The organism is Syntrophobacter fumaroxidans MPOB, from assembly GCF_000014965.1.
Taxonomy (GTDB): domain Bacteria; phylum Desulfobacterota; class Syntrophobacteria; order Syntrophobacterales; family Syntrophobacteraceae; genus Syntrophobacter; species Syntrophobacter fumaroxidans.
Genome location: NC_008554.1, coordinates 3,044,303 through 3,070,193, shown reverse-complemented (window position 1 = coordinate 3,070,193; position 25,891 = coordinate 3,044,303). Strand labels below are relative to the sequence as shown.

Annotated in this window: 22 protein-coding genes and 3 pseudogenes; 14 read left to right on the top strand and 11 right to left on the bottom strand. The window is 58.0% G+C overall.

Annotated features, from left to right (window positions below):
• Positions 1 to 21: 21 nt before the first annotated feature.
• The gene (locus tag SFUM_RS12855; protein WP_011699335.1) at positions 22 to 1,173 is read right to left on the bottom strand and encodes a site-2 protease family protein; all 1,152 of its coding nucleotides are present in this window, start codon (positions 1,171 to 1,173) and stop codon (positions 22 to 24) included.
• A gap of 823 nt (positions 1,174 to 1,996) precedes the next feature.
• Between SFUM_RS12855 and SFUM_RS24205 the strand changes: the two are divergent.
• Both SFUM_RS24205 and SFUM_RS12845 read left to right on the top strand, forming a co-directional pair.
• Positions 1,997 to 2,245: pseudogene (locus SFUM_RS24205) on the top strand (DUF4372 domain-containing protein); the annotation flags it as partial.
• A 414-nt stretch (positions 2,246 to 2,659) separates the two neighbouring features.
• The gene (locus SFUM_RS12845) at positions 2,660 to 3,892 is read left to right on the top strand and encodes an acyltransferase family protein (RefSeq protein WP_011699333.1); all 1,233 of its coding nucleotides are present in this window, start codon (positions 2,660 to 2,662) and stop codon (positions 3,890 to 3,892) included.
• 170 nt (positions 3,893 to 4,062) lie between these two features.
• Here the strand turns inward: SFUM_RS12845 and SFUM_RS24140 are convergent, their stop codons facing one another.
• The 3 genes and pseudogenes from SFUM_RS24140 to SFUM_RS12835 form a co-directional block, all read right to left on the bottom strand.
• Positions 4,063 to 4,218, bottom strand: coding sequence for a transposase domain-containing protein (locus tag SFUM_RS24140; RefSeq protein WP_353743168.1), 156 nt, complete (start codon positions 4,216 to 4,218; stop codon positions 4,063 to 4,065).
• 36 nt (positions 4,219 to 4,254) lie between these two features.
• Positions 4,255 to 4,371: pseudogene (locus SFUM_RS24135) on the bottom strand (IS66 family transposase); the annotation flags it as partial.
• A 144-nt stretch (positions 4,372 to 4,515) separates the two neighbouring features.
• Positions 4,516 to 4,917 (bottom strand): annotated as a pseudogene (locus SFUM_RS12835) (transposase); the annotation flags it as partial.
• A gap of 426 nt (positions 4,918 to 5,343) precedes the next feature.
• Between SFUM_RS12835 and SFUM_RS12825 the strand changes: the two are divergent.
• Positions 5,344 to 7,653, top strand: coding sequence for an argonaute/piwi family protein (locus SFUM_RS12825; protein ID WP_244148124.1), 2,310 nt, complete (start codon positions 5,344 to 5,346; stop codon positions 7,651 to 7,653).
• 134 nt (positions 7,654 to 7,787) lie between these two features.
• The gene (locus SFUM_RS21835) at positions 7,788 to 8,897 is read left to right on the top strand and encodes a PD-(D/E)XK nuclease domain-containing protein (RefSeq protein ID WP_049766370.1); all 1,110 of its coding nucleotides are present in this window, start codon (positions 7,788 to 7,790) and stop codon (positions 8,895 to 8,897) included.
• A 325-nt stretch (positions 8,898 to 9,222) separates the two neighbouring features.
• Here SFUM_RS21835 and SFUM_RS12815 read toward each other — a convergent pair whose 3' ends face one another.
• Complete coding sequence (locus SFUM_RS12815) at positions 9,223 to 9,624, bottom strand: zinc metalloprotease (protein ID WP_011699329.1); 402 nt, start codon at positions 9,622 to 9,624, stop codon at positions 9,223 to 9,225.
• Between the two features lie 489 nt (positions 9,625 to 10,113).
• Here SFUM_RS12815 and SFUM_RS12810 point away from each other — a divergent pair, with 489 nt between their 5' ends.
• From SFUM_RS12810 to SFUM_RS12800, 3 genes are read left to right on the top strand one after another with little or no spacing between them, the layout of a single operon-like run.
• Positions 10,114 to 10,755: a protein-L-isoaspartate(D-aspartate) O-methyltransferase gene (locus SFUM_RS12810; RefSeq protein WP_041442607.1), complete on the top strand. Its 642-nt coding sequence runs from the start codon at positions 10,114 to 10,116 to the stop codon at positions 10,753 to 10,755.
• 3 nt (positions 10,756 to 10,758) lie between these two features.
• The gene (locus tag SFUM_RS12805) at positions 10,759 to 11,235 is read left to right on the top strand and encodes a TIGR00725 family protein (protein ID WP_011699327.1); all 477 of its coding nucleotides are present in this window, start codon (positions 10,759 to 10,761) and stop codon (positions 11,233 to 11,235) included.
• 30 nt (positions 11,236 to 11,265) lie between these two features.
• Positions 11,266 to 12,405 carry a sensor domain-containing diguanylate cyclase gene (locus SFUM_RS12800; RefSeq protein ID WP_011699326.1) on the top strand — a complete coding sequence of 380 codons (1,140 nt, stop codon included), beginning with the start codon at positions 11,266 to 11,268 and terminating at the stop codon, positions 12,403 to 12,405.
• A gap of 45 nt (positions 12,406 to 12,450) precedes the next feature.
• On the opposite strand, the gene SFUM_RS12795 is transcribed toward SFUM_RS12800, so the two are convergent.
• From SFUM_RS12795 to asnS, 3 genes are all read right to left on the bottom strand, one after another.
• Positions 12,451 to 12,942 (bottom strand): hypothetical protein, encoded by a 492-nt coding sequence (locus tag SFUM_RS12795; protein WP_041440479.1) that lies wholly within the window; start codon positions 12,940 to 12,942, stop codon positions 12,451 to 12,453.
• 108 nt (positions 12,943 to 13,050) lie between these two features.
• Positions 13,051 to 13,254 carry a hypothetical protein gene (locus tag SFUM_RS12790; protein WP_150109510.1) on the bottom strand — a complete coding sequence of 68 codons (204 nt, stop codon included), beginning with the start codon at positions 13,252 to 13,254 and terminating at the stop codon, positions 13,051 to 13,053.
• A gap of 266 nt (positions 13,255 to 13,520) precedes the next feature.
• Positions 13,521 to 14,921 carry an asparagine--tRNA ligase gene (gene asnS / locus SFUM_RS12785; protein WP_011699323.1) on the bottom strand — a complete coding sequence of 467 codons (1,401 nt, stop codon included), beginning with the start codon at positions 14,919 to 14,921 and terminating at the stop codon, positions 13,521 to 13,523.
• 293 nt (positions 14,922 to 15,214) lie between these two features.
• Between asnS and SFUM_RS12780 the strand changes: the two genes are divergently transcribed.
• The 3 genes from SFUM_RS12780 to SFUM_RS12770 all read left to right on the top strand — a co-directional run bounded on the left by SFUM_RS12780 (position 15,215) and on the right by SFUM_RS12770 (position 17,893).
• Positions 15,215 to 16,519 (top strand): 3-deoxy-D-manno-octulosonic acid transferase, encoded by a 1,305-nt coding sequence (locus SFUM_RS12780; RefSeq protein WP_011699322.1) that lies wholly within the window; start codon positions 15,215 to 15,217, stop codon positions 16,517 to 16,519.
• Positions 16,516 to 17,310 carry a nickel pincer cofactor biosynthesis protein LarB gene (larB, locus tag SFUM_RS12775; protein WP_435051178.1) on the top strand — a complete coding sequence of 265 codons (795 nt, stop codon included), beginning with the start codon at positions 16,516 to 16,518 and terminating at the stop codon, positions 17,308 to 17,310. The genes SFUM_RS12780 and larB overlap by 4 nt, the downstream gene beginning before the upstream one ends.
• Before the next feature lie 157 nt (positions 17,311 to 17,467).
• Entirely contained in the window at positions 17,468 to 17,893 is a 426-nt protein-coding gene (locus tag SFUM_RS12770) for a hypothetical protein (RefSeq protein ID WP_011699320.1), read from the top strand.
• A gap of 60 nt (positions 17,894 to 17,953) precedes the next feature.
• Here SFUM_RS12770 and SFUM_RS12765 read toward each other — a convergent pair whose 3' ends face one another.
• Positions 17,954 to 19,360, bottom strand: a complete 1,407-nt coding sequence (locus SFUM_RS12765; RefSeq protein ID WP_049766369.1) for a B12-binding domain-containing radical SAM protein — start codon at positions 19,358 to 19,360, stop codon at positions 17,954 to 17,956.
• 225 nt (positions 19,361 to 19,585) lie between these two features.
• Here SFUM_RS12765 and dtd point away from each other — a divergent pair, with 225 nt between their 5' ends.
• Positions 19,586 to 20,035 carry a D-aminoacyl-tRNA deacylase gene (dtd, locus tag SFUM_RS12760; RefSeq protein WP_011699318.1) on the top strand — a complete coding sequence of 150 codons (450 nt, stop codon included), beginning with the start codon at positions 19,586 to 19,588 and terminating at the stop codon, positions 20,033 to 20,035.
• A gap of 68 nt (positions 20,036 to 20,103) precedes the next feature.
• The gene (locus SFUM_RS12755) at positions 20,104 to 20,685 is read left to right on the top strand and encodes a DUF1285 domain-containing protein (protein ID WP_011699317.1); all 582 of its coding nucleotides are present in this window, start codon (positions 20,104 to 20,106) and stop codon (positions 20,683 to 20,685) included.
• 153 nt (positions 20,686 to 20,838) lie between these two features.
• On the opposite strand, the gene SFUM_RS12750 is transcribed toward SFUM_RS12755, so the two are convergent.
• A complete protein-coding gene (locus tag SFUM_RS12750) occupies positions 20,839 to 21,330 on the bottom strand; it encodes a rubrerythrin family protein (RefSeq protein ID WP_011699316.1) in 492 nt (163 codons plus the stop codon).
• Between the two features lie 741 nt (positions 21,331 to 22,071).
• On the opposite strand from SFUM_RS12750, the gene SFUM_RS12745 reads away from it, so the two are divergent.
• Together SFUM_RS12745 and SFUM_RS12740 are read left to right on the top strand one after the other, a co-directional pair.
• Positions 22,072 to 22,476: a thioesterase family protein gene (locus SFUM_RS12745; protein ID WP_011699315.1), complete on the top strand. Its 405-nt coding sequence runs from the start codon at positions 22,072 to 22,074 to the stop codon at positions 22,474 to 22,476.
• Between the two features lie 72 nt (positions 22,477 to 22,548).
• On the top strand, positions 22,549 to 24,558 hold the full coding sequence (locus SFUM_RS12740) for an acetate--CoA ligase family protein (protein ID WP_011699314.1): 2,010 nt from the start codon (positions 22,549 to 22,551) through the stop codon (positions 24,556 to 24,558).
• 83 nt (positions 24,559 to 24,641) lie between these two features.
• Here SFUM_RS12740 and SFUM_RS12735 read toward each other — a convergent pair whose 3' ends face one another.
• Positions 24,642 to 25,319: a class II aldolase/adducin family protein gene (locus SFUM_RS12735; protein ID WP_150109509.1), complete on the bottom strand. Its 678-nt coding sequence runs from the start codon at positions 25,317 to 25,319 to the stop codon at positions 24,642 to 24,644.
• Between the last annotated feature and the right edge of the window lie 572 nt (positions 25,320 to 25,891).

The window sequence follows — 25,891 nt, the reverse complement described above, 5'->3', positions numbered from 1 at the left end:
GCGGCATCCGGGGCCTGCCGATCATGACCCCAGGATGCTGCGGATCTCGAGGAAACGGTTCAGGCCGCTCTTGGTGATCAGACCGACCATCTGTTTGTCTTGAATCACGAGCAGACGCCCCAGATCGCTGTCGCCGATCTTCTTCAGCGCATCGATCAAGGGCAAGTCCGGTTCCACGACGAGGTCGGGGTTGATCGGTTCCATCACCTCGGCGACGGTCCGGGATTGGCGGTCCTCTTCATGGATGTCCTTGATGTGGAATATTTCCACGATGCCGATGGGCTCACCGGCCCTTTCCATCACGGGGTATCCCTTGTAGCCGTAGCGCAGCAGATAGGCCGAAATGAGGCGGCTCACGGGCAGGTCCGGAGGCACGCCGATGACTTCTCTCACCATGACCTCATCGACCTTCACTCCCTCCAGGGACTGCCGCATCAGGACTTCCTGGTAGCTTCCCTCGGCCACCCCCCTGAGAAAAGCCCCGATGAAGATGAGCCACAAACCTCCGATCAGCATTCCGCCGAAAATCTGTATCCCTCCGAGGATCATCATGGCCACTGCCAATCCCTTTCCCACGTCCGAGGCGTATTTCGTGGCGTTGGTCAGAGACCCCGTCTTCCACCAGAGAAACGCGCGCAGTATGCGGCCGCCGTCCAGGGGGAAGCCGGGGATGAGGTTGAAAACGGCCAGAGCGAAATTGATCCAGGTGAGATAGCCGAATATGACGGCCGTCATCGGGAGTTGCATGGAGCGGGCGGCTTTTTCGAGGAACATGAAGACAACCGCCAGCACGAAGCTGCTCAGAGGCCCCACGACCGCGATTTTGAACTCGTCGGCGGCGTCCTTGGCGTCTTCCGACAATTTCGAGATCCCGCCGAAAATAAAGAGGGTGATCTCGGGAATCTGCAGCCCGGAACGAATCGCGATCAGGGAGTGGGCCAGCTCATGAAAGATCACCGACAGGAAGAACAGGAGCGTGGCCACGATCCCGGCTCCCCAGTAGCTGTAGGCGTTCTGGGCCGGAAACTCCCGCGGAAAATACCCCACGGACAGACTCCACAGAATCAGCACGAAAATGACGAACCACGAGAAGTCGATGGATATCCGGATCCCGCCGACCCTGAACAAATTGATCTTCCCGACGTCTTTTCGGGCATTCGCGTAGGAGGGCATGTCGTCTTCCTTTCGTGTCGTCTGAATGAGCGTCCCCCAAGGCGATGAGGCGATGAGCGAAGGGACGGCAAAAGTTCGAGACTGCCTTGGCTCGAAGGGGCTTTACGCCGCCGGGGAGGGACTTGCGGTTCGCGAATCCCCGTCCCGGGGGGCCCGGCGCTCCGGACTAAAAAGTCTCCACAAAAGGCGTGCGTGCGAATATAATAATAACGTACGCGTGAGCACACAAACAGCCGTGTTGAAAACCGACGGGCCGTGAGCAGGGGCCGAAGCGGATGATCACTGCAACCCCGCTCTCCCGCGTCGGAAGGGCTCCCGGTCGCAGCGCCCGCCTGGTCATGCCGGGTTTGACGGTGTCCGTCAGGGGATGCCGTTGCCCGCTTTGGGATTCCTCAGTCCGAGCCGGGATGGATGCGCCTGCCAGGCGCGGATTTCTTCGTTTTGGCCGGGGATACGGGACGCGGCATCCGGGGCCTGCCGATCATGACCTCACCCGGAAAGACGAGCTATCCGGGCCATCCCAGTCCGACACCTCCCCGGCTTTCTCCATCATGGAGGAGATTTCCGGCATGAAATTGAAATCTCTTCTCCTTAAGACTCAGGAATCAGTCGTGGCTTCCGCGTCACTCGTATATCCTTCTGCCAAATTGACCGGCCCGGGCTCCTTTATTGATTTTACCACTCTGCATAAGAAACCCCTGATTGCCCCGCAAATCAGCCAGTGCTGTTTGGATTAAGGCTGGTTCGACTCAGTGCTGTCCGGTTAAGGGAAAAGAAGCATGCCTGAGTTCTTCCTTTTGTGGTATAGTGTTTACGCCAGCAAATCACTAGAACAAAAGGAGAATCAGGCCATAGCTCACATAGTAGCACAATCTTTTCCCAGTTGTTCAAATTTGTTGATCGACATGATTTCAACCGTATCGAACAGGGCGGTTTTAAGCCCAGGCGAAAATCACGCACCCTGAACCGTTGGAACCAGTTTGTAGCCATGATGTTTGCCCAACTCACCGGAAGATGCAGTCTGCGGGACATCGCAGATCAGTTCCGATCCCAGGCTTCGAGGCTCTACCATCTTGGAGTCAGACCGGTGAAGCGCTCGACCCTTTCGGATGCAAACCATGACCGACCGGCGGATTTCTTCCAGGCGCTCTTCGACCGCCAGTACGCCAGGTGTGCCGCGATTGCTCCAAAAAAGAAGTTTCGATTCAAATACAAACCTAACTCTTTCGATTCAAGCGTTGTGAACCTGTGCCTTTCGCTTTTCCCCCGGGCCAGGTTTCAAGAAACCAAGGGCGGCATCGAACTTCATACTCTGCTGGACCACGAGGGCTACCTTCAGATAGTACTGTTCAGCCGCAGAAACCTGTGGGAGTTGTTCCATCCGGAGCCATGTAAACAGCCCTCTCCGACATCGGGGCAATAGAGATTTAATTTCAATCAGTTATCATCGGACAGTAATGATCGCGTGCAGCCTGGGAATTAGACTATGGACAGCAATGCATTGGATATTGGCGCCAGTTCATCGGGAGTGAAGCCTTTGTCGGGCGTTATTCCTGTTCCCTTGCCGGTCTCGCAGACCCGTCTCTGGTCGCTTGACCGGTTGAAGGTGGTGTTGACCTTTCTGGTGATCGCACACCATGCAGGCCAGGCCTACGGCTCAACCGGCGGCTTCTGGTTTTACGAGAATGCCGAGCGCTGGCTATATCTGCGCCAGTTCTTCTGGATGAATGCCAGCTTCTTCATGGGCCTTTTCTTCTTCATCTCCGCTGTTTTCGTTCCCGGTTCCTACGAACGCAAAGGCGGGGCTGCCTTCGTAAAAGACAAGGCCATCCGTTTCGGAGCCCCCCTGCTGATATTCGTGCTATTGGTCAACCCGGTGCTGATGTACCTCTCCTACATAAATTTCCGGGGAGGCGCTTTGCCTTTTACCGCCTACCTGACCCAGATCTATTTCGGCATGGGACCGAAGCCGGCCGGCCTCAGAGGACCGCTCTGGCCGGACATCAACTGCGGGCATCTCTGGTTCTTGGAGCACCTGCTGGTTTACTCTATTCTTTTCGCTGTGTTACGTTTCGTGTGGCGGCGTCCGATGGACCCGAAACCGGATCGCGGCAAAGCGGAAGCGCCCGGAGACCTCGCCATCCTCGGATATGCTGTTGCACTGACGCTGGTCTCACTGCTGGTCCGGACCCGGTACCCAATCGACAAGTGGATGTTTGTGCTGGATTTTATCCAGTCGGAACCGGCCCACCTCCCGCAGTATCTGAGCCTGTTCATACTGGGCACGGTAGCCATGCGCAAAGGCTGGCTCCAGACCACTCCAAGGGCCAGGGGGCTGAGATGGCTCTGTATCGGAATCGGGGCTGTTGTCGCCGGAGGATTGGTCCGATTCGACCTCATACCCTTCCCGCCGGAGGCGAAGGGAATCTTCTTCGTCACCGCCGAATGTTTCATCGCTACAGGGTTCACCGTGGGCCTCTGCACGCTTTTTCGCGAATTTTTCAACAACACTACCCCATTGTGGCAGGTGCTCGGCGCCGACGCCTATGGCGCATACCTGGTGCATGTGCCGATCGTAGTGGCGCTCCAATACGCAATCGGCAACGTGCCGGCGGGGGCCGTCCAGAAATTCTTACTGGTAACCATTGCGGGAATCCCGCTCTCTTATCTTGCCTCTCATTACCTCAGAAAGCTGCCCGGGGTCGCGCGCGTGGTATAGGCACTCAATCCTGTGGAACACCAAGCGATTCTCCCGGTCCGCGATCACGCAAAAATGAATACATTATGCGTCCGGGAAACCCCACCTTCCGGGCGAGTCCGTGGCATGGCATGATTTGACGGATGCATGCAGGCAGATCAAAGATGCAGGAGAAGCGATCCTTGGGTCGTCTATGCGCAGGCCATGAAGTCGGCCAGGCAATCCGGGGTGAGTCGTTGTGGCAGGAGGGCAAGGTGCTCCTCCCGGGTTTGAGCATAAGGGAGCTTTTCAAACAAAAACCGCAGGTATTGGTACGGTTCAAGGCCGCAGGCCCTGGCAGTTTCAATGAGGCTATAAAGCGTTGCGGCGGCATCGGCTCCACTTGGACTGCCTGCAAATAACCAGTTCTTCCGTCCTACAACGAAGGGCCGGATGGCGTTTTCCGCGGCATTATTGTCCGGGGTGATATGCCCGTTTTCCAGGTAGCAAATGAGTTTGGCCCAACGGGAAAGCGCTTAGTTCAATGCCTTTCCCGGCAGCCCCTTGGGTGGGGTCCGGGTTGCCCTCTTTTCCATCCAGACTCGGAACTCTTCCAGGACGGATTCGGCCCTTTGTGCCCGGAACTGTTGAATCTCGGATGGTGAGAAACGTGAAATCGTCGGTTGGGAGGCCAGTGCCGGGCCGGTTTCGGGTAAACTGCCAACGGCGGTTTTGAGCCCCGGGTCAAAGCGCAGAGACTGATGGTCGTTGCCGTCTTCGTAGCCCATCGTAATAGCGAAAAGGCGCTGGCGCAACAGTTCCTCCTGGCCATGCTGAACTTTGGCCTGGTCGCGACGGTCGCAAAGAGCCCGGCTCATGGAGGAGGAAAGAGTTGTGGCGACGTCGATTTCACGCAGCAACAATGAACCCCCGTCCGAGGTCATGGGGCCGGCTGAAAATTCGGCCACAACGGAGCGTGAATCAAGGTTTGCAAAAGAGAGTTGATTATGACAGACTGTTTTCAATGGACAATCCTTTTGTGGCGTGTTTTCGCTTGTTAAGTCAATATGTTACAGGATGTCCGTTGCTTTTTTCAAGGACTATTATGAATTTTTCGGGTTAGGCTTGCCGATCTCTATGCTGCACATGCAGCAGTAGAACTCGTAAACATTTGGGGCTCGCTCAATCGACTTCATGAAGAAACAGGTCGCGAAGGAGTAAAAACCCATCTCTTGGAACAACCCCGCAGTCTCGAAGCTATGCACATTAACTCTTGGCAAACTGCGATGTACAAGGCTCTCGCAAGCAGTGATTGGTACTGCAACGGAAGATTCCGAGCTGGAGGTTAGTCCTTTAAGCACAGGAAAACCATGCGAGTCTTCAAGGTTAGGTTCCAAGGGGATAGCTGAATCCTCAGACTTCTTGACAAAGGATCTTGGTACATGTAGTCTGGCTACAAAATCCGTTCTTTTGAAAGGACCCCAGTATTGAGCGTGCTACTAAACTTCTCACCCATCGAATTTGAGGATACCGAAATCGAACCAGGCTTTTTTCCCTACGGCACTGACGGTGAGCAGGTGCTTAAAGAGTTGCGCCAACAATATAGAGCAACGCATGTCTTTCGCAGAGATGGCCCTGATCAGATCATTGCTGTCCCCGTCGTTGCTGATGCTCAGAGGCTTGGTGAGAAACCGAAGAAAATACGCCTCAAGGAGAACCTCGGCCTTACAGCTTCTCTCATCCGTAATTCCCTCATCAATTATCTGGTTGGCCTCCCCCGGATTGTCACTAACTACGACGCTATACGCTTTATTGCGCAGGAAGATATATTGCACTCTAGTCTTCCGCCTGGCGTTACCTGCCCCGACTGGATCGGAGTGCGGTTGCTCTATGAGATGGCTGTGCGCCCGATCTATTTTTTCAGACAAGAACCATTTATCGCAGCAGTTATTGATGTCAGAACTACACGAATTTTGGATCGCACCGTCGGGGAACTGCTCGAAAATGGATTCTCACCTGTAGGACATTACGTTGCCACAAGAGTATCAAAGTATCAGGACCCGAGGATAGCTCCACGGGCCGAGCTTCTGGGGAAAGTCGAAGCTGTTGAGGCGAACACGCTTGCTCTCGTTGATTCTAAGGACCACTTACAGTCCGTCGATGCTAATGAGGTTTGGCTTGAAAAAAGGGCATTCTCAGCCTGCTTAGCTCATGCATTCCAGGGTAAAGACCAGCTAATCGGGTCGGATCTTGAGAAGGCACGTGCAGATCTCCGTTCTGGTCCTACGAAGCTGCGTCGAATCAATAGCATCGTCGAGTTTTTCGCATCCAAGCAGTACTTCTTGGCACCAGGTATTTCCTTCAAGTTCACACCGCTTCTCAGTGACGATTCAAAGAGGCAGTTCCCTCCATTGGAACTTGCGCCGAAGCCGACCTACATCTTTGACCAAACCGGCTCTAAAACTAGCACATGGAATGATGGGGGCCTGGATCAGCATGGCCCCTATACTGCAAAAGTGTTCACACCAAACCGTCCAAAACTTTGTGTTATCTGCCAAAGGGAACAGAAAGGCCGAGTCGAGCAATTCCTCCATAAATTCATCAACGGAATTGTCCTTCCAACCGCAGTACCATCTTATCGGGGCCGACAGAAAAGGAACTACTTCGAGAAAGGCTTGTTGCGGAAGTATGCGCTTCAGGATGTTACCTACGAATTTTTTCTGGCAGAAGATCGCCAACCCCGATCTTACAAGGAAGCGTGTAGGCAAGCTCTGGAGCAACATGGGGCGGGAATGAAGTGGGACCTCGCTCTCGTACAGATTGAGGAGAGTTTCCACCAGCTACCAGTAAGTCAAAATCCTTACTTTATTACGAAAGGGAGTTTTTTGGCTCATCAAATTCCGGTCCAGGAATTCGAAATCGAAACGGCGCAGAAAAACGACCGCGAACTCCAATATTCTCTAAATAACATGGCGCTGGCCACATATGCAAAAATGAACGGAATTCCCTGGCTTCTGAAAGCGAACCCAACCATCGCTCATGAGCTTATTATTGGTTTGGGGAGTGCCAACATTGCTGATGGTCGGCTTGGTGACAGTGAAAGATATGTTGGAATTACGACGGTTTTTAGCGGCGATGGCAACTACCATCTTACGAATGTCTCAAGAGCCGTCACAATTGACTGCTACCAAAAGGCTTTTCTTGAAGCCCTTAGGAAGGCGGTCTCCAAGGTTCAGCAAGATATGAATTGGCAGCCAAAGGATCACGTCCGCCTTGTTTTTCATGCTTCCTTCAAGCGATTTAGACAAGATGAAGTAAATTCCGTCAAGTTGCTGATGAGTGAATTGGGGAACTACGAAGTTGAATACGCCTTTCTTCAGCTCAGTGAACAGCATCCGTACTTGCTTTTTGATAAAAGTCAGAGCGGCGTAGTAGACTTTGAAACCAAGCGGACAAAGGGCGTTTTCGCACCGAAGCGTGCTTCAACTCTGCAACTGTCCAAACGTGCTGTGCTTTTATGCCTGACGGGACCATCGGAAGTAAAGCGACCTGAGGACGGGGTGCCGAGCCCACTTCTGCTTGAACTTCACAGAGATTCGTCATTTACAGACATGACGTACTTATCCCGGCAAGTGTTTGCATTCTCTTGTCACTCATGGCGCACCTTTTTGCCTGCATCTGTCCCGGTGACAATCCAGTACTCTGATTTGATCGCCAGGACACTCGGGCATTTATCGCTGTTTGAAAAATGGGACCCGGATGTCATGCTGGGAAGAATTGGCAAAACGCGATGGTTCCTGTGAACTCTACGACAGATTTTTTGCTGGCAGATGCACGAGCAGCACTTCAACGTTGGCTGACATTTCGTCCACAATCGGATTTGGCAATCTCGTTTAGCTACTGGATATTGAGGAGGCCATCTGATGCTCCGGAAACTATGACGATTGTGGCTGAGGCTATGCAGCGAAATGGGGCACAGCAAGATTTCCAAACAGTCGCCACACTCGGTTTTGCGACAGCAGCAGGACTTCTTGGGATTGACGCATTACCAAGGTTGAAGCAGGGATTGGATAGACTAGCTGGCCGTCAGCCTTTTGTTGACGAAGTTCCCATGTCATTCTGCTCGGATGCAGTTGGAATCCTGGGCGTTGCTCTCGGGGCCAGATCACTTGCTGACACCTTTGTGGAAGTTAAGATCGCTGAGTGGCTTTCTAGCTTTTTAAGGATTATCTACCACCTTGATGGCACGGAGAACTGGCAGCGTTGGTTTTTTCATGCAGCTAATGGCCTTCTTGGAAGCAGGATAGGTTTATCCACACCCCAGGATGAACATGCGGAAGACGTTCGTGTTGCCCTCGGAGCGAGAGGACTTCTTATTGCTGAAGATAGCCAAGCGACGTACGAGCAGGATCAAAAGGTTTTAAAGCTGGTTATTCTTGAGGGTGCAAAAGAGATTCCCTGCGAGCGGGCAGCCGTCAGACTTGCTGCTTTGGAGTGTGTAGTACGATCCGCGCCCGCCGTGGTTCCAGGACGAATTTCTGGGACGGAGTTGGTACACCTGCTGGAGCGTGTGCCTGCTGGCCTCAGAAAATGGACTTGGGAAATTAGACCCCGAACAGCAAGAGCTCCGCTTCGGCAATGGCATATCGATCACGAATATCACGTTCAGAACCTGCTGTGCGCTTTGTTGGCTCCGATTTTTCCAGATTTAGACGATGAACAGTATCTTACAAAAATCGGCCAGAAGTCTCCTCGCGCGGATCTCTACATTCCTTCAATGAAGTTTATTGTGGAAACGAAATTCATACGCACTGGGGACAAGATGCAAAAAGTCATCGACGAAATTTCCGCGGACGCAAGTCTTTACAATGCTATGGGCAATGAATGCGCGGGGATTATTCCTTTCATCTGGGATGACAGTGCAAGATCGCAGGAGCACGATTATTTGCGGCAGGGTTTGAGGAAGCTACCGGGCATTATCGATGCCGTTATCGTTTCGCGTCCGAGTGATTGGGACAGGAGAGTGCAGCCGATGAAACCAAAATGAAGAGACTAAGAAGAAGGTTACCAGACCAAACCAGCACTAAGAGACCATCTTCTGGGCTACATCCCTGCCCGGAACTTGCCTTCTTTTGACGCCCCATTCAGAATCTTGAGAAAAGGTGAGCTGGGGACTCGGTGAGATAGCCGAATATGACGGCCGTCATCGGGATCTGCATGGAGCGGGCGGCTTTTTCGTGGAACATGAAGACAACCGCCGGCACGAAGCTGCTGATACGGATTTACCTAGAAAATAGATTCACGGGCGAAACTGTTTTCATGCTTCGCGGGTGTCGCAGGGGGCATGGATAATTGCGTTCAAAATAATGCTCTTAAAGCGTGGGGGACGTATCCTCCACACTCCCTCGCCGCTTCGCGGCTCCGTGTGGCGCTGCGGCGGCGTCCTTGGCGTCTTCCGACAATTTCGAGATCCCGCCGAAAATAAAGAGGGTGATCTCGGGAATCTGCAGCCCGGAACGAATCGCGATCAGGGAGTGGGCCAGCTCATGAAAGATCACCGACAGGAAGAACAGGAGCGTGGCCACGATCCCGGCTCCCCAGTAGCTGTAGGCGTTCTGGGCCGGAAACTCCCGCGGAAAATACCCCACGGACAGACTCCACAGAATCAGCACGAAAATGACGAACCACGAGAAGTCGATGGATATCCGGATCCCGCCGACCCTGAACAAATTGATCTTCCCGACGTCTTTTCGGGCATTCGCGTAGGAGGGCATGTCGTCTTCCTTTCGTGTCGTCTGAATGAGCGTCCCCCAAGGCGATGAGGCGATGAGCGAAGGGACGGCAAAAGTTCGAGACTGCCTTGGCTCGAAGGGGCTTTACGCCGCCGGGGAGGGACTTGCGGTTCGCGAATCCCCGTCCCGGGGGGCCCGGCGCTCCGGACTAAAAAGTCTCCACAAAAGGCGTGCGTGCGAATATAATAATAACGTACGCGTGAGCACACAAACAGCCGTGTTGAAAACCGACGGGCCGTGAGCAGGGGCCGAAGCGGATGATCACTGCAACCCCGCCATCGTCCGGGGAGGACAGGCACGTTCCCGGAGGGTCGGTTTGCGGGCGCGCTCGCCCCGGAGTGGAGAAGAGTGGCTCAGCCATTATATTCTTGCTTTATCTCCGGTTCTATGGAAAACGTAGATGGGTTTTCCGGGACGACCGCACGGTGAAAAAATGACCAGGCAGGAACGGGAGAAGGTCGATTTTCGATGATCAACTTTCAAAAGGCACGCGATCGCATGGTGGAAACGCAGCTCGTTTCCCGCGGGATTCACGATCGAAGGGTCCTCGAAGCCATGCGGAAAGTCCCGCGTCACTTGTTCGTGGATGAAGCCCTCAAGGAGCAGGCCCACAGCGATCATCCCCTGCCCATCGGGGACAAGCAGACCATCTCCCAGCCTTACATCGTGGCATTGATGACCCAGTCCCTCGAGCTCCAGGGACACGAGAAGATACTTGAAATCGGCACCGGTTCGGGCTACCAGGCGGCCGTTCTCGCCGAGCTGGCGGAGCGTGTGTTCAGTATCGAGCGCAATCCCAACCTGGCTTATCGCGCCAATCAGACTTTACAGAAGCTCGGATATAAGAATATCATCGTGAGGGTGGCTGACGGCACTCTGGGGTGGCCGGACGAGGCGCCTTTCGACGCAATCCTGGTGACGGCGGGTACGCCCAAGATTCCTCAGCCTTTGCTGGATCAGCTTGCCGAAGGGGGACGGCTGGTGGTGCCGGTCGGAGACCGCCTGGCCCAGGAGCTGGTCCTGGTTGAATCCGGTCCCGAAGGAATGAAACACACGAATTTGGGCGGAGTGCGCTTTGTCGACCTGGTCGGCAAATGGGGATGGGAAGGCTGAGCGATGCGAGGGCCTTACATCGGAGTAATCGGAACGGGTGAGTCCGATCCGGGTCTCGACGACATGGCTGTGGCCGTGGGCCGCGAGGTCGCCAGGCGCGGAGGCGTTCTGGTGTGTGGCGGTCTGGGCGGCGTGATGACTGCCGCCGCCCTGGGAGCGAAGGAGGAAGGCGGCTTCACCGTGGGGATACTGCCCGGGTCGCATGTCGAAGACGCGAATCATTTCATCGATTTTCCCATTGCGAGCAACATGGGGCAGGCGCGTAACGCCATCATCGTCCAAACCGCGCACGTGCTGATCGCGGTCGGCGGCGGCTACGGCACCCTGTCGGAGATCGCCATGGCGCTGAAGATGGGGAAGAAAGTGGTTGCGCTTCATCCGGAGTTCGAAATCCCGGGTGTCCGGTCGGCGCAATCGCCGGCCGAGGCTGTGAGTCTGGCTTACCAGTTGATCGAGGCGCCTGCCGATATCGTGGTCTGATGCTCCTTTTCCTTGCTACTCCGAGGGTACATGATGGAACCAACCGATCCGGCCGCCGCGCCGGAAAACGTCCTCCCCGTTGATAATGACCGTGAAGCGCTGCTGGCCGGCCTCAGTGAGGAAAACGAGGCGCTCCGCGCACAACTCGAAGAAGTCGTGGCCACCGCCGCCACCAATGAACGCATCTGGCGCCACTTCGCTGAAATCGAACGCATCCTGTTCCGGACACGCGAGCTCGACGTGCTCGTCGAGGAGCTTCTCGGAGAGCTCAAGGAGCGTTTCCAGACCGACCAGGTGATTCTCTTCCTGTGTCACTCGGATATCCTGGAGCGGTTTTTTCCCGACCTCTCCGAAACCAGGGAACCCGTCAGCGCGGGGACCTGGATCGTGTCGCTGCCCGTCGAAATCGGCATGGCCCTGTGGAACGTCTCGCCGAAACCGTTCCTGCTTTCCGAGGAGAACATCGAGGAGCTTCTGGAATACCTGCCGGAATCCGCTTCGCCCGTTCGATCGGGTGTCATGATCCCGCTCAGCATCCACGAAATCCTGTTCGGGGGGCTGTTCCTGGGCAGCATGGATGCGGATCGTTACCGTCCCAGGGACGGCACCGATCTTCTCGAACAGCTGGGGATCAAGATCGCGCTCGCCATGGACAACTGCCTGACCTATGAAAAGGTAAAGGATTTCGGCATAGAAGATCCGGTGACCGGGCTCCTGAACTTCTTTCAGATCCACACGGTCCTGGAAAGGGAATTCCGCCGCTCCCGCCGGACGGGACAGCCCCTGTCGCTGCTCATCATCGACTTCAACTTCGTCCATGAGCTGGAGGATTTCGACAGCGGCACGGAGGTGTTGAAACACGTGGCCGGCCTGCTGAGCGGAATACTGCCCGAGAAGGAGAGTTTTCTGGGTCGATACGGGAGCGACGAGTTCGTGCTGGTACTGCCCGGCGTGGAGGAGGAGGAGGCGCGGGAGGTGATTCCCTACCTGGCCCGGACGATCCGCAAAGCCCCCTTCAAACACCGGAATACCGCCATCCTGATTCAGGCGATGATCGGAACAGCCACTCTGGATGACGGCATGAAACGGCCCCAGGAAATGCTCGACAGCGCCTACGCGGAATTGGCTCGCCTCAAGGCGGTGCATCACCCGGAACCGGCCGAGGAATGAACGATCCGGAACGCGTCGCGCGTGCCGCCCATGAGTTCGGGGCGATCATTTCTTTATCTCGAGCTCCAGCTGAATGGGTTTGTAGAGGTAGGCGACCCGGCCGGTGCCGGACTGCGCGTCATAGCTGAGCAGGAGAGACACGTTCTCGCCGTTCCAGAAGAACTTGTTGGTCGACTGTTCGAGCTGGACCGGGTCTCCGTACAACCGTGTCAGGATCTGTTTGAGCTTCGGGAGGTCGGCCTCGGATCGGAAATAGGCGATGCCCTGGTAGAACCTGTCTTTGTAGAAGGCGTAGATGACCTTGTCGAGGTTCACGTCTTCCAGCTTCAATACTTCATTCTTCTTTTCGTAAGACTTCAGGTTTCCGTCTTCGGCCAGCGGCGTGAGCCCGGAAGCGTCGCCGATGCCGGAGCCCCATCTGACGCCCCGAAAATCCACGGGTTCCGAAGGCGCAGCCAGGGTGAGCATGTAGACCGCCACGAGCGCCAGCCCGAGGGCGGCGAAACCGCATGTCGCCAAGACGCTTTTCTTGTTCAAAAGAGTAACCCCGTCCTTTCCCGTCTCTGCTCGGAATCGCGCCGTTCCGTCGCAATAAAGGATCGACGGGGACGGCATGCCGGGACGTTGCCCGGGGTCCGACCGAGTTCAGAGCGTTTCGTTGTCTTCACCTTCTTCGACAATGCCGAGGTGCCGCTGGACGAAATCGAGCAGCCGTCGCCCATCCGCCGTGGGGAGCCAACCGACGCCGCCGCACTCCGGACACTCCATGCCGCCGCCGTGGTCTTCGGATGCGATCTTGCCGGAGCCCCAGCACATCCAGCACTTGGTTTCCAGTTCAGGAAGTCTCATTCTCACCATCCCGTTCGGACTTCATCCGTTGATCCGCCGCGAGCCGTTCCCGGGAAGGGGAAACGACCGCTCCCGCAGTCAACGCCATCGCCCAGCCCCGTCGGGTCGAGGCCGCCGGAGCCTTCCGGCCCGGGTCTTGCCCCTGAAACCATATATACTAACAGGCAGCATCGAGATGATGAAGTCCAAAAAAACCATACGGCCGGGGACCGGTCTGCGTTGCCGGAAAAGACTCCGCCCTCGGGCGGAGTCCTTCGCCCGTCGTGTCAGAATTCCGCATGGCCGGGCGTCCTGGGAAACGGAATGACTTCCCGGATGTTCGGCAATCCGGTAACGAACTGCACAAGGCGCTCGAGCCCCATGCCGAATCCCGCGTGGGGCACGGAACCGAACTCCCGCAGATCCAGGTACCATTTGTAGTCTTCCGGCGCAACGGACTTCAGGCGCATCTGCTCGACGAGAATGTCCGGACGTTCCTCGCGCTGGGAACCTCCGATGATTTCCCCCGTTCCGGGAACCAGTATGTCCATGGCGGCCACGGTGTTTCCATCATCGTTGACCCTCATGTAAAACGGTTTCAGCGCGCGGGGGAAATGGATCACCGCCGCCGGCTTTCGGAAAACCTTCTCGGTCAGGTAGCGTTCGTGCTCGGCCTGCAGATCGTTTCCCCATTCCACGGGGAATTCGAAGTTTTCGCCCGATTCTTTGAGAATCCGCACGGCTTCGGTATAGGTCACGGTTTCGAAAGGACTGAACGCCACGGTCTCCAGTGTGCCGCGCAGAGTCGGCTCGATGAAGCGGGTGAAGAAATCCAGGTCTTCGGCGCAGTCCTGCAGGGCGACGCCGATGAGGTGCCTGATGAGCGCCTGGGCGATTTCCAGGTCTCCTTCCAGGTCGCAAAAGGCCATCTCGGGTTCCACCATCCAGAATTCCGCGAGGTGTCGGCTGGTGTTCGAATTCTCGGCGCGAAACGTCGGGCCGAACGTGTAGACGCGGCCCAGAGCGAGAGCGTAGATCTCGGCCTGCAGTTGGCCGCTCACCGTCAGAAAGGCCGGTTTGCCGAAAAAATCCGCCCGGTAGACCTCTTCCGGGACTTTCGCCGGCGCGTTTTGCGCGTCCAGCGTGGTGACCCGAAACATTTCGCCCGCGCCTTCGCAATCACTGGCAGTGATGATCGGCGTGTGGATGTAATAGAAGCCGCGGTCCTGAAAGAACTGGTGGATGGCGTAACTGAGGCGGTTGCGGACTCGGCTCACGGCTCCGATGGTGTTGGTGCGGGGCCGCAGGTGCCCTATCTGCCGGAGGAATTCGAAGGAATGCCGCTTCTTCTGCAGGGGATAGACGGCCGGGTCCGCCGTGCCGTAAAGCGTGATGCGGTCCGCTTTCAGTTCGATCGTCTGGCCCTTTCCCGGAGAGTAAGCGATGGAGCCTTCGACCATGACGGCGCATCCTGTGGTGATGCTTTCGAGCAATTGTCGATACTCCGGGTGTCCCTGGTCGGCGACCACCTGCAGATTGCGAAGACAGGAGCCGTCGTTGAGCTCGATGAAGGACACGCCCGCCTTGGAATCGCGTTTGGTCCGCACCCATCCCTGAGCGCGGACGGTCTTGCCGATGTATTCCTGATCGCTTGTAAAAAGATCGATGACTCTCGAGATTGCCGCCATGTACCGAAGTCCTTTCTCGCGGTCGCGGTGGATATCGACTTTGCCGCCCGTCGTTCAAGGGTGTCCGACGTTTCTCATGCCCGACTATTATCACCCGGACCCGCGAGGGTGAAACAGAAAAAATCCGGGGAGTCAAAAAAGCCCGGTGCCAAAATATTCTGTTGCGGATTCACGAATATAATTCTAAAGGTTCTGAGCGGATCCGGCGGCCGGACAAACGAGTACTACGTTTTTCCATGACGGGGAGCCCGAAGTTCTCCGCCCGGCCGATCGGTGAGAGAGGGGAAGTTCCTTTGGAATTGCAGGACTATCTATACAATATCGGCCTCCATGGTGCCGCTGTCGGCATACTCCCCTATCTCCGGTGCAAGTTGCGCGATGCCCCCGATTTCCTTTCCGGCAGGCTCGGGAACTATTCCGCGGACATCCTCCCGGGCGGGAGCCCGAGGGTGTGGTTTCATGCCTCCTCGGTGGGTGAGGTGACGGGAGCCGTGCCCACCGTGCAGGCTTTCCTCGAGCGGTTGCCGGGCGCCGTCGCCGTCCTCACGGTGGGAACTCCCCAGGGGCTGCGTCACGCGCGCGCGCGGCTCCCCGAATCGGTTCCCGTCATCCCGTTTCCACTGGACTTCCCGACGGTCCTGCGGAAAGCTTTCCTCCACTTGAAACCCGATTTGTACGTGGGATTCGAAAGTGAATTCTGGCCCAATCTTTTTCGCTTCCTGAGAATGAACGGGGTTCGCTCGGTGCTTCTGAACGGGCGCCTGGCAGACCGTTCGGCGCGCAGGTACGCCCGACTGCGATCTGTTTTCCAGCCGATTTTCAGACAATTCGAGTGGTTGGCAATGCATTCGGAGGAAGACCTGCAGAATGTCCTGAGTCTCGGAGCCTCACCCGAACGCGCCCTGGTGCTCGGCAGTTCGAAATACGACGGGCTCTTGTCCAAAGCCGATCCGGAGGTGCCCGTGCGCTGGCGCAGGCAACTCGATATCCCGCGGCAGGCGCCTGTCGTCATCGGGGGCAGCCTGCGGGGGGCGGAGTGCCGGCAGGTGCCGGAGGCGTTCGGGAAATTGCGGGAGTTGTGCCCCGAAGCGATCGGCATCTTCGTCCCGCGGCACCTGGAGCGGATCCCCGAAATGGTGCAGTGGCTGGAGAGCCACGGGATTGCCTTTCACCGATTGTCGGACATCGAGGGGACGGGGCGCAGGAGAGTTTTTCCCGTTGTCCTGGTCGACCGTATCGGCGTTCTGTTCGAGCTCTACTCCATCGGGGATCTCATCTTCTGTGGGGGAACCCTGGAGCCCGTCGGCGGACACAACATTCTCGAACCCGCGGCGTGGGGAAAGGCGGTTTTTTATGGTCCTCACTTGAAAAAAGTGAGGTATGAACATAGAATCCTGCTTGAATCCAAGTGCAGCTTCCCCGTAAGCGACAGCGACGAATTGGCGAGCCTTTGGAGATTCTGGGTCCGGCGGCTCCCGGAGCTCGAGGAATACGGCGGAAGAGCGCGGAATGCGTTGGAGAAGATGGGGGGAGTGGTTTCCAGGCAGGTGGAGTTGATCCTGGCGGCATTCCCGGAAAGGTTTTTCGGCGTTCGTTGAACATGCAGAGACTGGAACAGATACTCAAAGACTACAAGGAAGGCCGGAGAGAACTCTCGGACGTTTTGACCTACCTCAGGAAGCTTCCTTTCGAAGACCTCTCGTTTGCCAGGATAGACCATCACAGAAAACTGCGCCGCGGATTTCCCGAAGTGGTGTACGGCGAGGGCAAGAGCGCCGAACAGATCCTTTCGATCATTCGGGCGATGAAGGAGTTCGGCAGCAACGTCCTGGTCACCCGGGTGGACGCCGTGAAAGCCGGGCACATTCTCGAGAACATCGATGGGCCGGTTTACCACCCGGTGGCGAGAGTCTTGTCGTACGAGCAGGAGCGCGTGATTCCCCGATGCCGGGGGATCGTCCAGGTGATCTGCGCCGGCTCGTCGGATGTTCCGGTGGCCGAGGAGGCTGCGATCACGGCCGAGATGATGGGGCAGAGCGTCGAACGATATTGCGATGTGGGTGTGGCCGGCCTGCACAGGCTTCTGGGCATCTGGGACGAGTTGCAGAAGGGTTCCGTGTACGTGGTGGTTGCCGGCATGGAAGGGGCGCTTCCCAGCGTGGTCGCGGGCCTGGTTCGGCGCCCGGTGATCGCGGTGCCGACCAGCGTGGGGTATGGGGCCAGTTTCGGAGGTGTGGGGGCGTTGCTCGGCATGCTCAATTCGTGTGCTCCGGGCGTGGCGGTGGTCAACATAGACAACGGTTTCGGGGCGGGCTACCTGGCCTCCGTGATCAACGAAGGGGGCCTGCCGCCGGGAGAGGCCCGGCCCGAGGGTGAGGGCGCGAGCTGAGCACCCGCTGCGGGTGGGCCGTGGCGTCTTGGGCGTCATGAAATCCGATCATTCCTGCAGAAGAGAGCATTTCCTCGTGAAACGGTTGAACGCGCTTTGCTGAACCGGACCATGGGACGGTTCCGACACGCGGGCTTACAATGAGAAAGGAAATTTCGTGGGAAGAGAATATCGACCGAATGCCAGAGAATCCGCCGTCATTTCGCGGCTTGACCACGAGAAGGAATCGCAGCGGCACAACGCCGTGAACCTTTTGCGTGAGCACATCGACGAGTTGGCCGATCGCATCGTCATGAAGCTTATCGAGGAAAGACTGGTGGAAACGACCAGCAAGGACGACCTGGAGCACCAAATCCACTTTTCGCTGCAGACCCTGCTCACTGCGGAGGATTTCGAGATTCAGTTCCAGACGGCCAATATCCGGACCCTGGTTCCCAGGCCTCATTTCATCAGCCTGTACGTGACCGCGTACATCATCGAGAAACTGATCGATCACAAATGTATCGTGGAAATTTACGGGACCGACGAGGACATCTACAGGAGTGTGAACCGCCAGGTCAATCGGCTGATTCCACTCCATTGATTCCGTCGGCATGGGTGTTCCGAGCCGACGGTCGCCGCCCGCGGGCGGAAGCGGCCGCCCTCAACCGTTCGTTTCCACTCTCGACGGGCGGAGCGCGCCTCCGCGCCCTTCTCGATCATGGTCTCCCGCCATCAGCTTCAACTCCTTCATGTGCTCGTAAGTGAAGTCCGGCCGCCGACAGGCAAAAAAAGAATTGTTGTGAAACAGGGGTTCGCCCTCGATATCGAAGGGTGCAATCCGCCTGGCGTCCTCCCACATGGGTGTGCGCGGAACCGGTGAATACTCCGCCAGGCGCGGCCTGGCTCCCGTCCGAGCGACCGCGCGGATGGCGCGGGCCACCTCGTGCCGCGACTGCCCGGGAACCCCGCAGAGCAGGTAGACCCCGATCTGTTCGGGAGCGAAGCCGGCATCGAAGAGGTTTTTCATGGCCGTCTCGAACATGCCCGTGAGAACCTTGCCTCCCCACCGGCGGTGCTCATCCTCGGCGAGTGTCTCCAGCCCGAGCCTGATCGTCTTGAATCCGGCGGCATGGAGCAGCCGGCACCAGTCCGGGGTGAGCGCCCGGATGTGCAGCGCGTTGGGCGTGTGGAACCGGAGCCCGCGGTCTTCGACGGCAAGTTGTTCCAATGCGGGTTTGAGGGAGGTTTCCGCATGGAGCAGCAACGCATCGTCGTAGAATGCGAAGTCGAGCACTCCGTAACGGCGGTGCCACGCAACGATCTCCCCATGGATGGCGGAGGCGTCGCGGCGTTCCCATGCCGGGTAGAGCACCCCCGAGGCGCAATAGGGGCAACGGAACGGGCAGCCGCGACTGGTCAGCAGGGGCGCATAAGCCGGATGGGAAAGAAGGTCGAGCGCGGGCGGCGGTGATGTCCTGAAATGCCTCCAGGCGACCCGATTGGAAAGAGTGAAACCGGTTGCGGCGCGAACGCGATCCGGCAGATCCCCCTGCGGGCAGGTGACGATTTCGTCGGCGCCGATTGCCTTGCCTGCGTGCGCCGGACACAGAGCGGCGTAGATCCCGCCGAGCCAGACGGGCACCGCCGGGAACACTTCCCGCAGCACGGCGACGGTCTCTTTCACGCCTTCGTACCAGTAGGTCATGGCGGAAGTGACCCAGATCAGGTCAGGCACCGGCAGCGCCGTCAATTGACTTCTCAGGCTGTCCGGATGGATTCCGTAACGGTAGTAGGTGCGCGGAAAGCCCGAAAAGACTTCCGGTTTCGCCACCCGCATGCGGTGGTATTTGCCGGTCCCGTGGGGGCGGTCGCGACCCGGCAAAACGTCCGGTGCATTCTCGGTGGCGGGGTCATGCCGCGAAAGGCAATCCACGAAGGCGACGCCGCACCCGCCCTGCCTCAGCAGCGCGCCGAGCATGAGCAGCCCCATGGGCTTCGCCCAGAGATCGAAAGCCGCAAAATCCCTGATCCATGGATTGACGAGAAGAATGAATGGCGCTTTTGACATGATCCCGGCGTATGAGTTATGAATTGACGTCAACCGTTCCCGCACCCCGTCGTGCGACCAATGCCCGTCTTGCGGGCGCGGGGGGTGCCGGGAACTGCTTCGGCCGGTCCGAATTGCGACAGCGGATACGGCAACGGTCAGGTACACACTATATCTTCTCGGTTTTGCCGGGTCAAACGACCAGGAGGGAACCGAAGAAGGCGGCGGGACAACGGGGAGTCGAGCGTGCGTGCGGTGGTGCAGCGAGTGGCGGAAGCGAGCGTGACGGTCAACGGCGAGGAGACCGGCAGGATCGGCAAAGGCGTGCTCGTGTTTCTGGGAGTTGGCCCGGACGACGGCTCGGGAGACATTCGTTACCTGTCAGAGAAAATCGTGAATCTCAGGATTTTCCCCGATGCATCCGACAAGATGAATCTCTCGGTCCGCGAGGTTGGAGGCGGTGTGCTCGTCATCTCGCAGTTCACCCTGTTCGGCGACTGCCGCAAGGGCCGCCGGCCCTCATATGCGGGGGCCGCACCTCCCGAACTGGCCAGGAGACTCTACGGGGAATTCGTCGAAGAGTTGAAAAAACAAGCCGTTCCCGTTGCCACGGGGATGTTCCAGGAAATGATGCGGGTGCACCTGGTCAACGATGGGCCGGTGACGCTGCTGCTGGACAGCAGGAAAGTGTTCTGACGGTCTCCGCGAGTGACGCGATGGGGGACACCCGGGCTTTTTCAACAGGCTGAATGGCGGGAGTGTGTATGGACGAGAAAAGTTCGTCGGGATCGTCCGAGGCCGCAGGGTCGACTGAGGCCGAACCGGCCGAGGCCGAAGGGACCGCCCGATCGGAGCGGTCGGAGATCATGCCCTGCGGGATTTTCGTGGACGAGGAGGGGGACTGGTACCATGAAGGCAACAGAATCGTCCGGGATGAAATCATCGAGTTGTTTTTCCAGCATCTCGTGCTGACTTCCGGCGAGAGGTTCCTGCTGGAATGGGAAAATTCCCGGTGTCTTCTGGACGTTGCCGATACGCCTTTCGTCATTTCCCGCGTGGACCTGGAGAAAACCGGCCAGGGCGAACAGGTGCTGCTGAGCTTTCGCCATCGTGCGTCCCGGCATCCCCTGGCTCCCGGCACCCTGTGGGTCGGGAGAGCCAACGTCCTCTATTGCCGGGTGCATGACGGCAGATTTCGAGCGCGATTCTCACGCCCCGCGTACTACCAGTTTGCGGCTTTGCTGCGGGAAGATGACGGCCGCTTCTTCATCAGCCTGGATGGAGCTCGCCATTTTATACGTGAGGCCGATCCGGCGGGCATGCCGATCATCCCGGCCGCCTGCTGACCTCAATCCCCTATCCGCCGCTGCGCGTGCCGACACCCGGTTCCCACGCATCCCTCAGCCGACGGCAGCGGGCGGGGCGGGCCGACGTGCTCCCGTCCCGCCGTCGCCGGCGGCAATGATTCACCAGTCTGCATTGGAAATGAATCCAAGAAATCACACTTTCTTGAACGCCTTCTGGTTGGCGCCGCAAACGGGGCATTTTTCCGGGGCTTCCTTGCCCACGGTATAGCCGCAGATTTTGCAGACGTAGTAGTCCTGGACGGGGAAATTCGCGGGGTCTTCGAGGGCCTTCTCATAGAGCTTTGCGTGAATCTTCTCCACTTCATTGGCGTGGTGGAAACTGATCTCCGCGGATTTCTGGCCTTCGGCCTTGGCCTCCTCGATCATCTGCGGATACATGTTCTTGAATTCGTGCACTTCCCCTTCCAGGGCGTCCTTGATGTTCTCGGCGGTTGACTTGACCATTCCGAGTGTCCGCAAGTGCTTGTGGGCGTGGATGGTTTCAGCTTCCGCGACCGCCCGGAAAAGCTTCGCCACTCCATGCATGAATTCGTCCTCGGCGCGCTCTGCGTAGGCCAGGTAGCGGCGATTGGCCTGTGATTCGCCTGCGAATGCCTCCTTCAAATTCTTCTCGGTCTTCGACATAAAGTCCTCTCCTTTCTGAGTCCATGTCCTGGTGGGGTGTCGATTCGGCCTTGCTCCAGGCCGTTCCGGTCATAACTGCAATCGACTACTGATTCCTGAGGGCAAACATTTCCCGAATTCCCGGCAGCAAGAGGAAACTTAAGAAAACATTGGTGGAAAGTCAATCGGTGTGCGTTTTTGGTTGTTATCATTGCCGGTCATAATGTAATCTCACTGACGGGCGGAGGCGGAGTTTCCCCGGGGCAAAGGCTTTTCCGGGGGCCGTGCCTCCTCCGATCTCGAGAAAGCGTTTGCGGTGACTCCCCCCTCATGACCCGTACGAAGCTGAGCCTCAGGTGACAACGCGATCATCCTCCTCCTCCAGAGCGGCGAGGGGACTTCCCATACTCAGAGCGGATTGCGAGCGGGAGCGGCATCGGCCGCTTGGTCGATTCCGGGATGCGGGGCTGCCGGCTCGCGGTTTCGGTGGCGAGGCTGCCGCGGCTTTCGAGGAAGCGTGGTGGAACTTGGGCGGCACCTCGGCCCGATCACTTGATGCGAGACGGCAAGGTTGTACTCCTGTGCGTCCGCGAAACCACAACCGTCAGTCCGGGGCGGGCCGAAATCCCGGCTGTGCCGCCGAATTCCTTTTTTCGTGAGGAAATGAACCGGGCCGGCGCATTTTCATGCTTCGTTGTCAGCTTGCGTCCTACGGCGATTTGTGAAAAGTGTAGGTTTGACCCCGTAGAGAGAGGAGACATCATGGATACACCTTTTCATGCAGGTATGAGTCACGAACTGAAAATCAAGTCCCTGCCGGAGCACTCAGCTCGACGTTTCTATCCCAATCTTCCCGACGTGCTCGGGACCCCCATCCTGGGAGGCCTCATGGAGCGGGTGTCCGCGGAGCTGATCAATGCGCACCTGAGCCCTGGAGAGCAGTCGGTCGGGATATCGATGAATCTGAAGCACACCGCGGCGACGCCCCTTGGCATGGAGGTGCGCGTGCGTACTGAAGTGATTGCCGTGGAGGGCCGGAAGCTGACATTCCGCCTGGAAGCTTTTGACGAAGCCGAGAAAATCGGTGAAGCCACGCATGAACGGTTCATCATCCAGGCCGACAAATTCAATGCAAAGGTTGCCGAGAAAGCGGCAAAGATGGCCTAGGAGAAGGTTCGGCAGGGCAGACAGCGACAACGACATGTCCCTGACATTCTTTGGATCTTGGAGAGGTTTGGCATGGCTCGAGACGATTTGTGGTCGTTTTTTCACCCATCCAGTGTGGCTGTTATCGGAGCGTCGGACAGCGCGGGGAAGCTGGGGCACGAGATTCTGAAGAACCTCATCGAAGGGGGCTTTCCCGGGGCGCTCTACCCGATCAATCCCAAAGCGGAGAAGATTCTGGGACTGACCTGTTTCAAGAACGTCAAGGACATTCCGGACCAGGTCGACATGGCTGTGGTGATCATTCCCGCCCGTATGGTGCCCCAGGCCGTGAGGGATTGCGGTGAAAAGGGGGTGAAGGGGGCGGTGATCGTGACGGGCGGCTTCAGTGAGGCCGGGGCCGAAGGGGCGAAGCTTCAGGAGGAACTGGTACGGGTGGCCTCCAATTACGATATCCGCCTGGTTGGGCCAAACTGCCAGGGTGTGAACAACCCTCACCATCCGATGTGCGCGTCCTGGCCGTTGCTCACGCATAAGGGGCGGGTGGCGGTGATCAGTCAGAGCGGGACGGTCGGCGCGGCCATGATGGACTGGTTTTCCGTCGAGGAACTGGGAGTGTCCAGCTTTGTCAGTCTGGGCAACCGTGCCGACATCGACGAAGTGGATCTCATCGAATATTTTGAAGGCGATCCCAACACGAAGGTCATTGCCGTATATATCGAGGGGATAAAGGATCCGCAGCGGTTCCGCGACGTGTTGAGCACGCTGAGCAAGCCGCTCGTGGTACTCAAATCGGGCAGGACCCCGGGGGGCCGGGTGGCTGCGGAGTCGCACACGAAGTCTCTCGCCGGAGCGGACGCAATCTATGCCTCGCTGTTCCGGCGGCACGGGGTGTGCCGGGCGGAGACCATCGAGGAGTTCTTTGATTTTGCCAAGGGTTTTGCTTATTTGAAGCCTCCCTCCGGGAACCGTATCCTTTACATTACCACTTCGGGAGGATCGGCGATTCTGGCGACCGATGCGGCCGAGCAGGAGGGACTCTCGGTTTCGGCGCTTCCCGAAGAGCTCGCGGGCCAGTTGGAAGGGGTCATTCCGCCGCACGCGATCCGGTCCAATCCCCTGGATCTCACCGGCGACGCCAACGCCAAGATGTTCCAGGAGGTGATTCAGCGGGCGCGGCCTTACTACGACACGCTGGGCATCATTTTCGGCGACCCCATCCTGGACGCGTCGGAAGTGGTGACTCCCGAGGCCAATGAGCTGGTTATCTTCCTTGGCGGAGCGGAAGTCGAACGCGCCGAGAGAATGAAGATGCACCAGCGTGGGATACCGGTGTTTCCGACCCCTGAAAGGGGCGTGAAGGCTCTTGCCCAGTTGATTCCGCCGAAGAGTAAGGCTCGAAAGGCCCAGACCACTTTCCCGGTCGCGAGCGGGCGCGTGCAGCTGGGCCTTTACGAGGGGCTGCAATTCCTGGAATCCAAGGGTTTCGACTGCATCATCAGCAGCTTCGCCGACAGCCCGGGCAAGGCAGTTCACCTGGCGCATCGAATGGGATTTCCCGTTTCGCTCAAGGTCGATTCGCCGGACATCCTGCACAAGTCCGACTGCGGCGGGGTGCGCCTCAACATCCTCTCCGCGCTGGAATTGCGCTCCGCGTACACGCAGATGATGGAACGGGTCCGCTCCCATCACCCTCAAGCGCGCATCCCGGGGGTGGTCGTGAGCGCGATGGCTTCGCCGGGCCTTGAGCTCATCCTCGGGATGAACCGGGATCCTCAGTTCGGGCCGGTGATCATTTTCGGGCTCGGGGGGGTGACGGTGGAAATACTGAGGGACGTTTCCATGCGGCTGCTTCCGCTCACCAGGGACGATGCCCTGGAAATGATCGACGAAATCAAGGGGGCTCCGCTGCTCAAAGGATTCCGTGGCCGGCGCCCGGTGGATCAGGAAGCCCTGGTGGACGGCCTGCTCAAAATCGCCCGCATCGCCGAGGAACACGAGGACATCGTGGAAATCGATCTGAATCCCGTTCTGGCGTATGCGGAAGGCATGGTCGTGGTGGATTCGAGAATACTCAAGGCATGAAACCTTCAGGGACCGTCGGTGCGCTCGGACCGTCACGGCCGATACGCTGCCGGGCCGGACGGGATGGCCGGGGCTGCTTCATTTCACGCAAAGAGCTTCTTGCGCACCTGGTCCAGTTTTTCCCTGTCCTTATCCGGCATCGCGGGTGGCGGACAGCCCCCGATGAGCAAGGCGTAGAACAGGGTGTGCGCGGCGTGCTCCAGTATTTCGAGCCGCCGGTAAGCCTCTCCGAGGGTCCTGCCGAAAGTGAGCGAACCGTGCCGCTCCAGCAGAATGGCATGGTGGTCCGCGATGAACGGGGCAATGGAGTCGGGTACCTCAGAGGTGGAAGGGGTCGCGTAGGGGGCCGTGGGCACTGTGCCGACGGTCAGCCACACTTCGGGGAGAATGTCGGCGCGGAAAGGCTGTCCCGCGAGGGTCATGGCGGTGAGAAGAGGCGGGTGGGCGTGGACGATTGCCGAAACGTCGCTTCGTTGAGCATACACGGCCAGATGCATATGGATTTCACTGGAAGGTCTGCCATGGCCTGACACCCGCTCTCCCAGCGCATTCACCCCGATCAGGTCGCGCGGTTCCAGGTCTGTCTTGGGCTTGCCGCTTGGCGTGATGAGCAGACGGTCCGCGCCCACCCGGCAACTCACGTTGCCGTCGGCCGAGGCGATCAGCCCTTTACGTTCGAGTTTCCTGCAGATTGCCACTAATTCCGACCGCAATGCCGTTTCTTCGCGCATGCCCGTGCCCCCCGATAGGCTCTCTTTCATCGTCGGTTCGGTTTTACCCGGGCGGCCCGACGTGCCCGCCTCCGGCCTTGTGTTTCAACGAAATCACCCCCGGATTATACGCGACAATGCGTGTTGGAAAACGGCGTTTTTTCGGAAAACCGGCCAATAACGGCTTGCGGTCAAGGCCGGCGGCACCGGGCGGGAGGGCGTTTCGGAATTCGGGGACGTGGAGGGGCCTGGAATCGCAAAAACCGGTCTGATGGACATATCGCTTGCATGTTCGATTGGGGAATCGTATGGTTTTGCCGATTTCGGCGTTGCATCGGAACTTGTCCGGGCGGAAATCCGGTCCCGGAATGCCGTTCGCACGCGCGGCGTGAGCCTCGATGCATTTTGCCTCCGGGCATGGGCTCGTGCCGGTCTTTCCCCCGCGCTGTGGAACGACCGTCTGCTCGACACTGACGAAATGCGGGGTATAATCCGGGACGGGCGACGTACCGAGGGTCCAACGACCAGAGCGCCTCATGCGCCGGTGTCCGCCGGAGCCCATCCGACGGATGGGTGAAAAGAGCACGGACGGCGCCTCCCGGTGGACGGCCGGGCCCCCATAA

Bases quoted from the DNA above. Each gene is read 5' to 3' on its own strand.
- SFUM_RS12855 (WP_011699335.1), bottom strand. From the start codon at position 1,173: ATGCCCTCCTACGCGAATGCCCGAAAAGACGTCGGGAAGATCAATTTG.
- SFUM_RS12845 (WP_011699333.1), top strand. From the start codon at position 2,660: ATGGACAGCAATGCATTGGATATTGGCGCCAGTTCATCGGGAGTGAAG.
- SFUM_RS21835 (WP_049766370.1), top strand. From the start codon at position 7,788: ATGACGATTGTGGCTGAGGCTATGCAGCGAAATGGGGCACAGCAAGAT.
- SFUM_RS12815 (WP_011699329.1), bottom strand. From the start codon at position 9,624: ATGCCCTCCTACGCGAATGCCCGAAAAGACGTCGGGAAGATCAATTTG.
- SFUM_RS12805 (WP_011699327.1), top strand. From the start codon at position 10,759: ATGCGAGGGCCTTACATCGGAGTAATCGGAACGGGTGAGTCCGATCCG.
- SFUM_RS12800 (WP_011699326.1), top strand. From the start codon at position 11,266: ATGATGGAACCAACCGATCCGGCCGCCGCGCCGGAAAACGTCCTCCCC.
- SFUM_RS12790 (WP_150109510.1), bottom strand. From the start codon at position 13,254: ATGAGACTTCCTGAACTGGAAACCAAGTGCTGGATGTGCTGGGGCTCC.
- asnS (WP_011699323.1), bottom strand. From the start codon at position 14,921: ATGGCGGCAATCTCGAGAGTCATCGATCTTTTTACAAGCGATCAGGAA.
- SFUM_RS12765 (WP_049766369.1), bottom strand. From the start codon at position 19,360: ATGTCAAAAGCGCCATTCATTCTTCTCGTCAATCCATGGATCAGGGAT.
- SFUM_RS12755 (WP_011699317.1), top strand. From the start codon at position 20,104: ATGGACGAGAAAAGTTCGTCGGGATCGTCCGAGGCCGCAGGGTCGACT.
- SFUM_RS12750 (WP_011699316.1), bottom strand. From the start codon at position 21,330: ATGTCGAAGACCGAGAAGAATTTGAAGGAGGCATTCGCAGGCGAATCA.
- SFUM_RS12745 (WP_011699315.1), top strand. From the start codon at position 22,072: ATGGATACACCTTTTCATGCAGGTATGAGTCACGAACTGAAAATCAAG.
- SFUM_RS12740 (WP_011699314.1), top strand. From the start codon at position 22,549: ATGGCTCGAGACGATTTGTGGTCGTTTTTTCACCCATCCAGTGTGGCT.
- SFUM_RS12735 (WP_150109509.1), bottom strand. From the start codon at position 25,319: ATGAAAGAGAGCCTATCGGGGGGCACGGGCATGCGCGAAGAAACGGCA.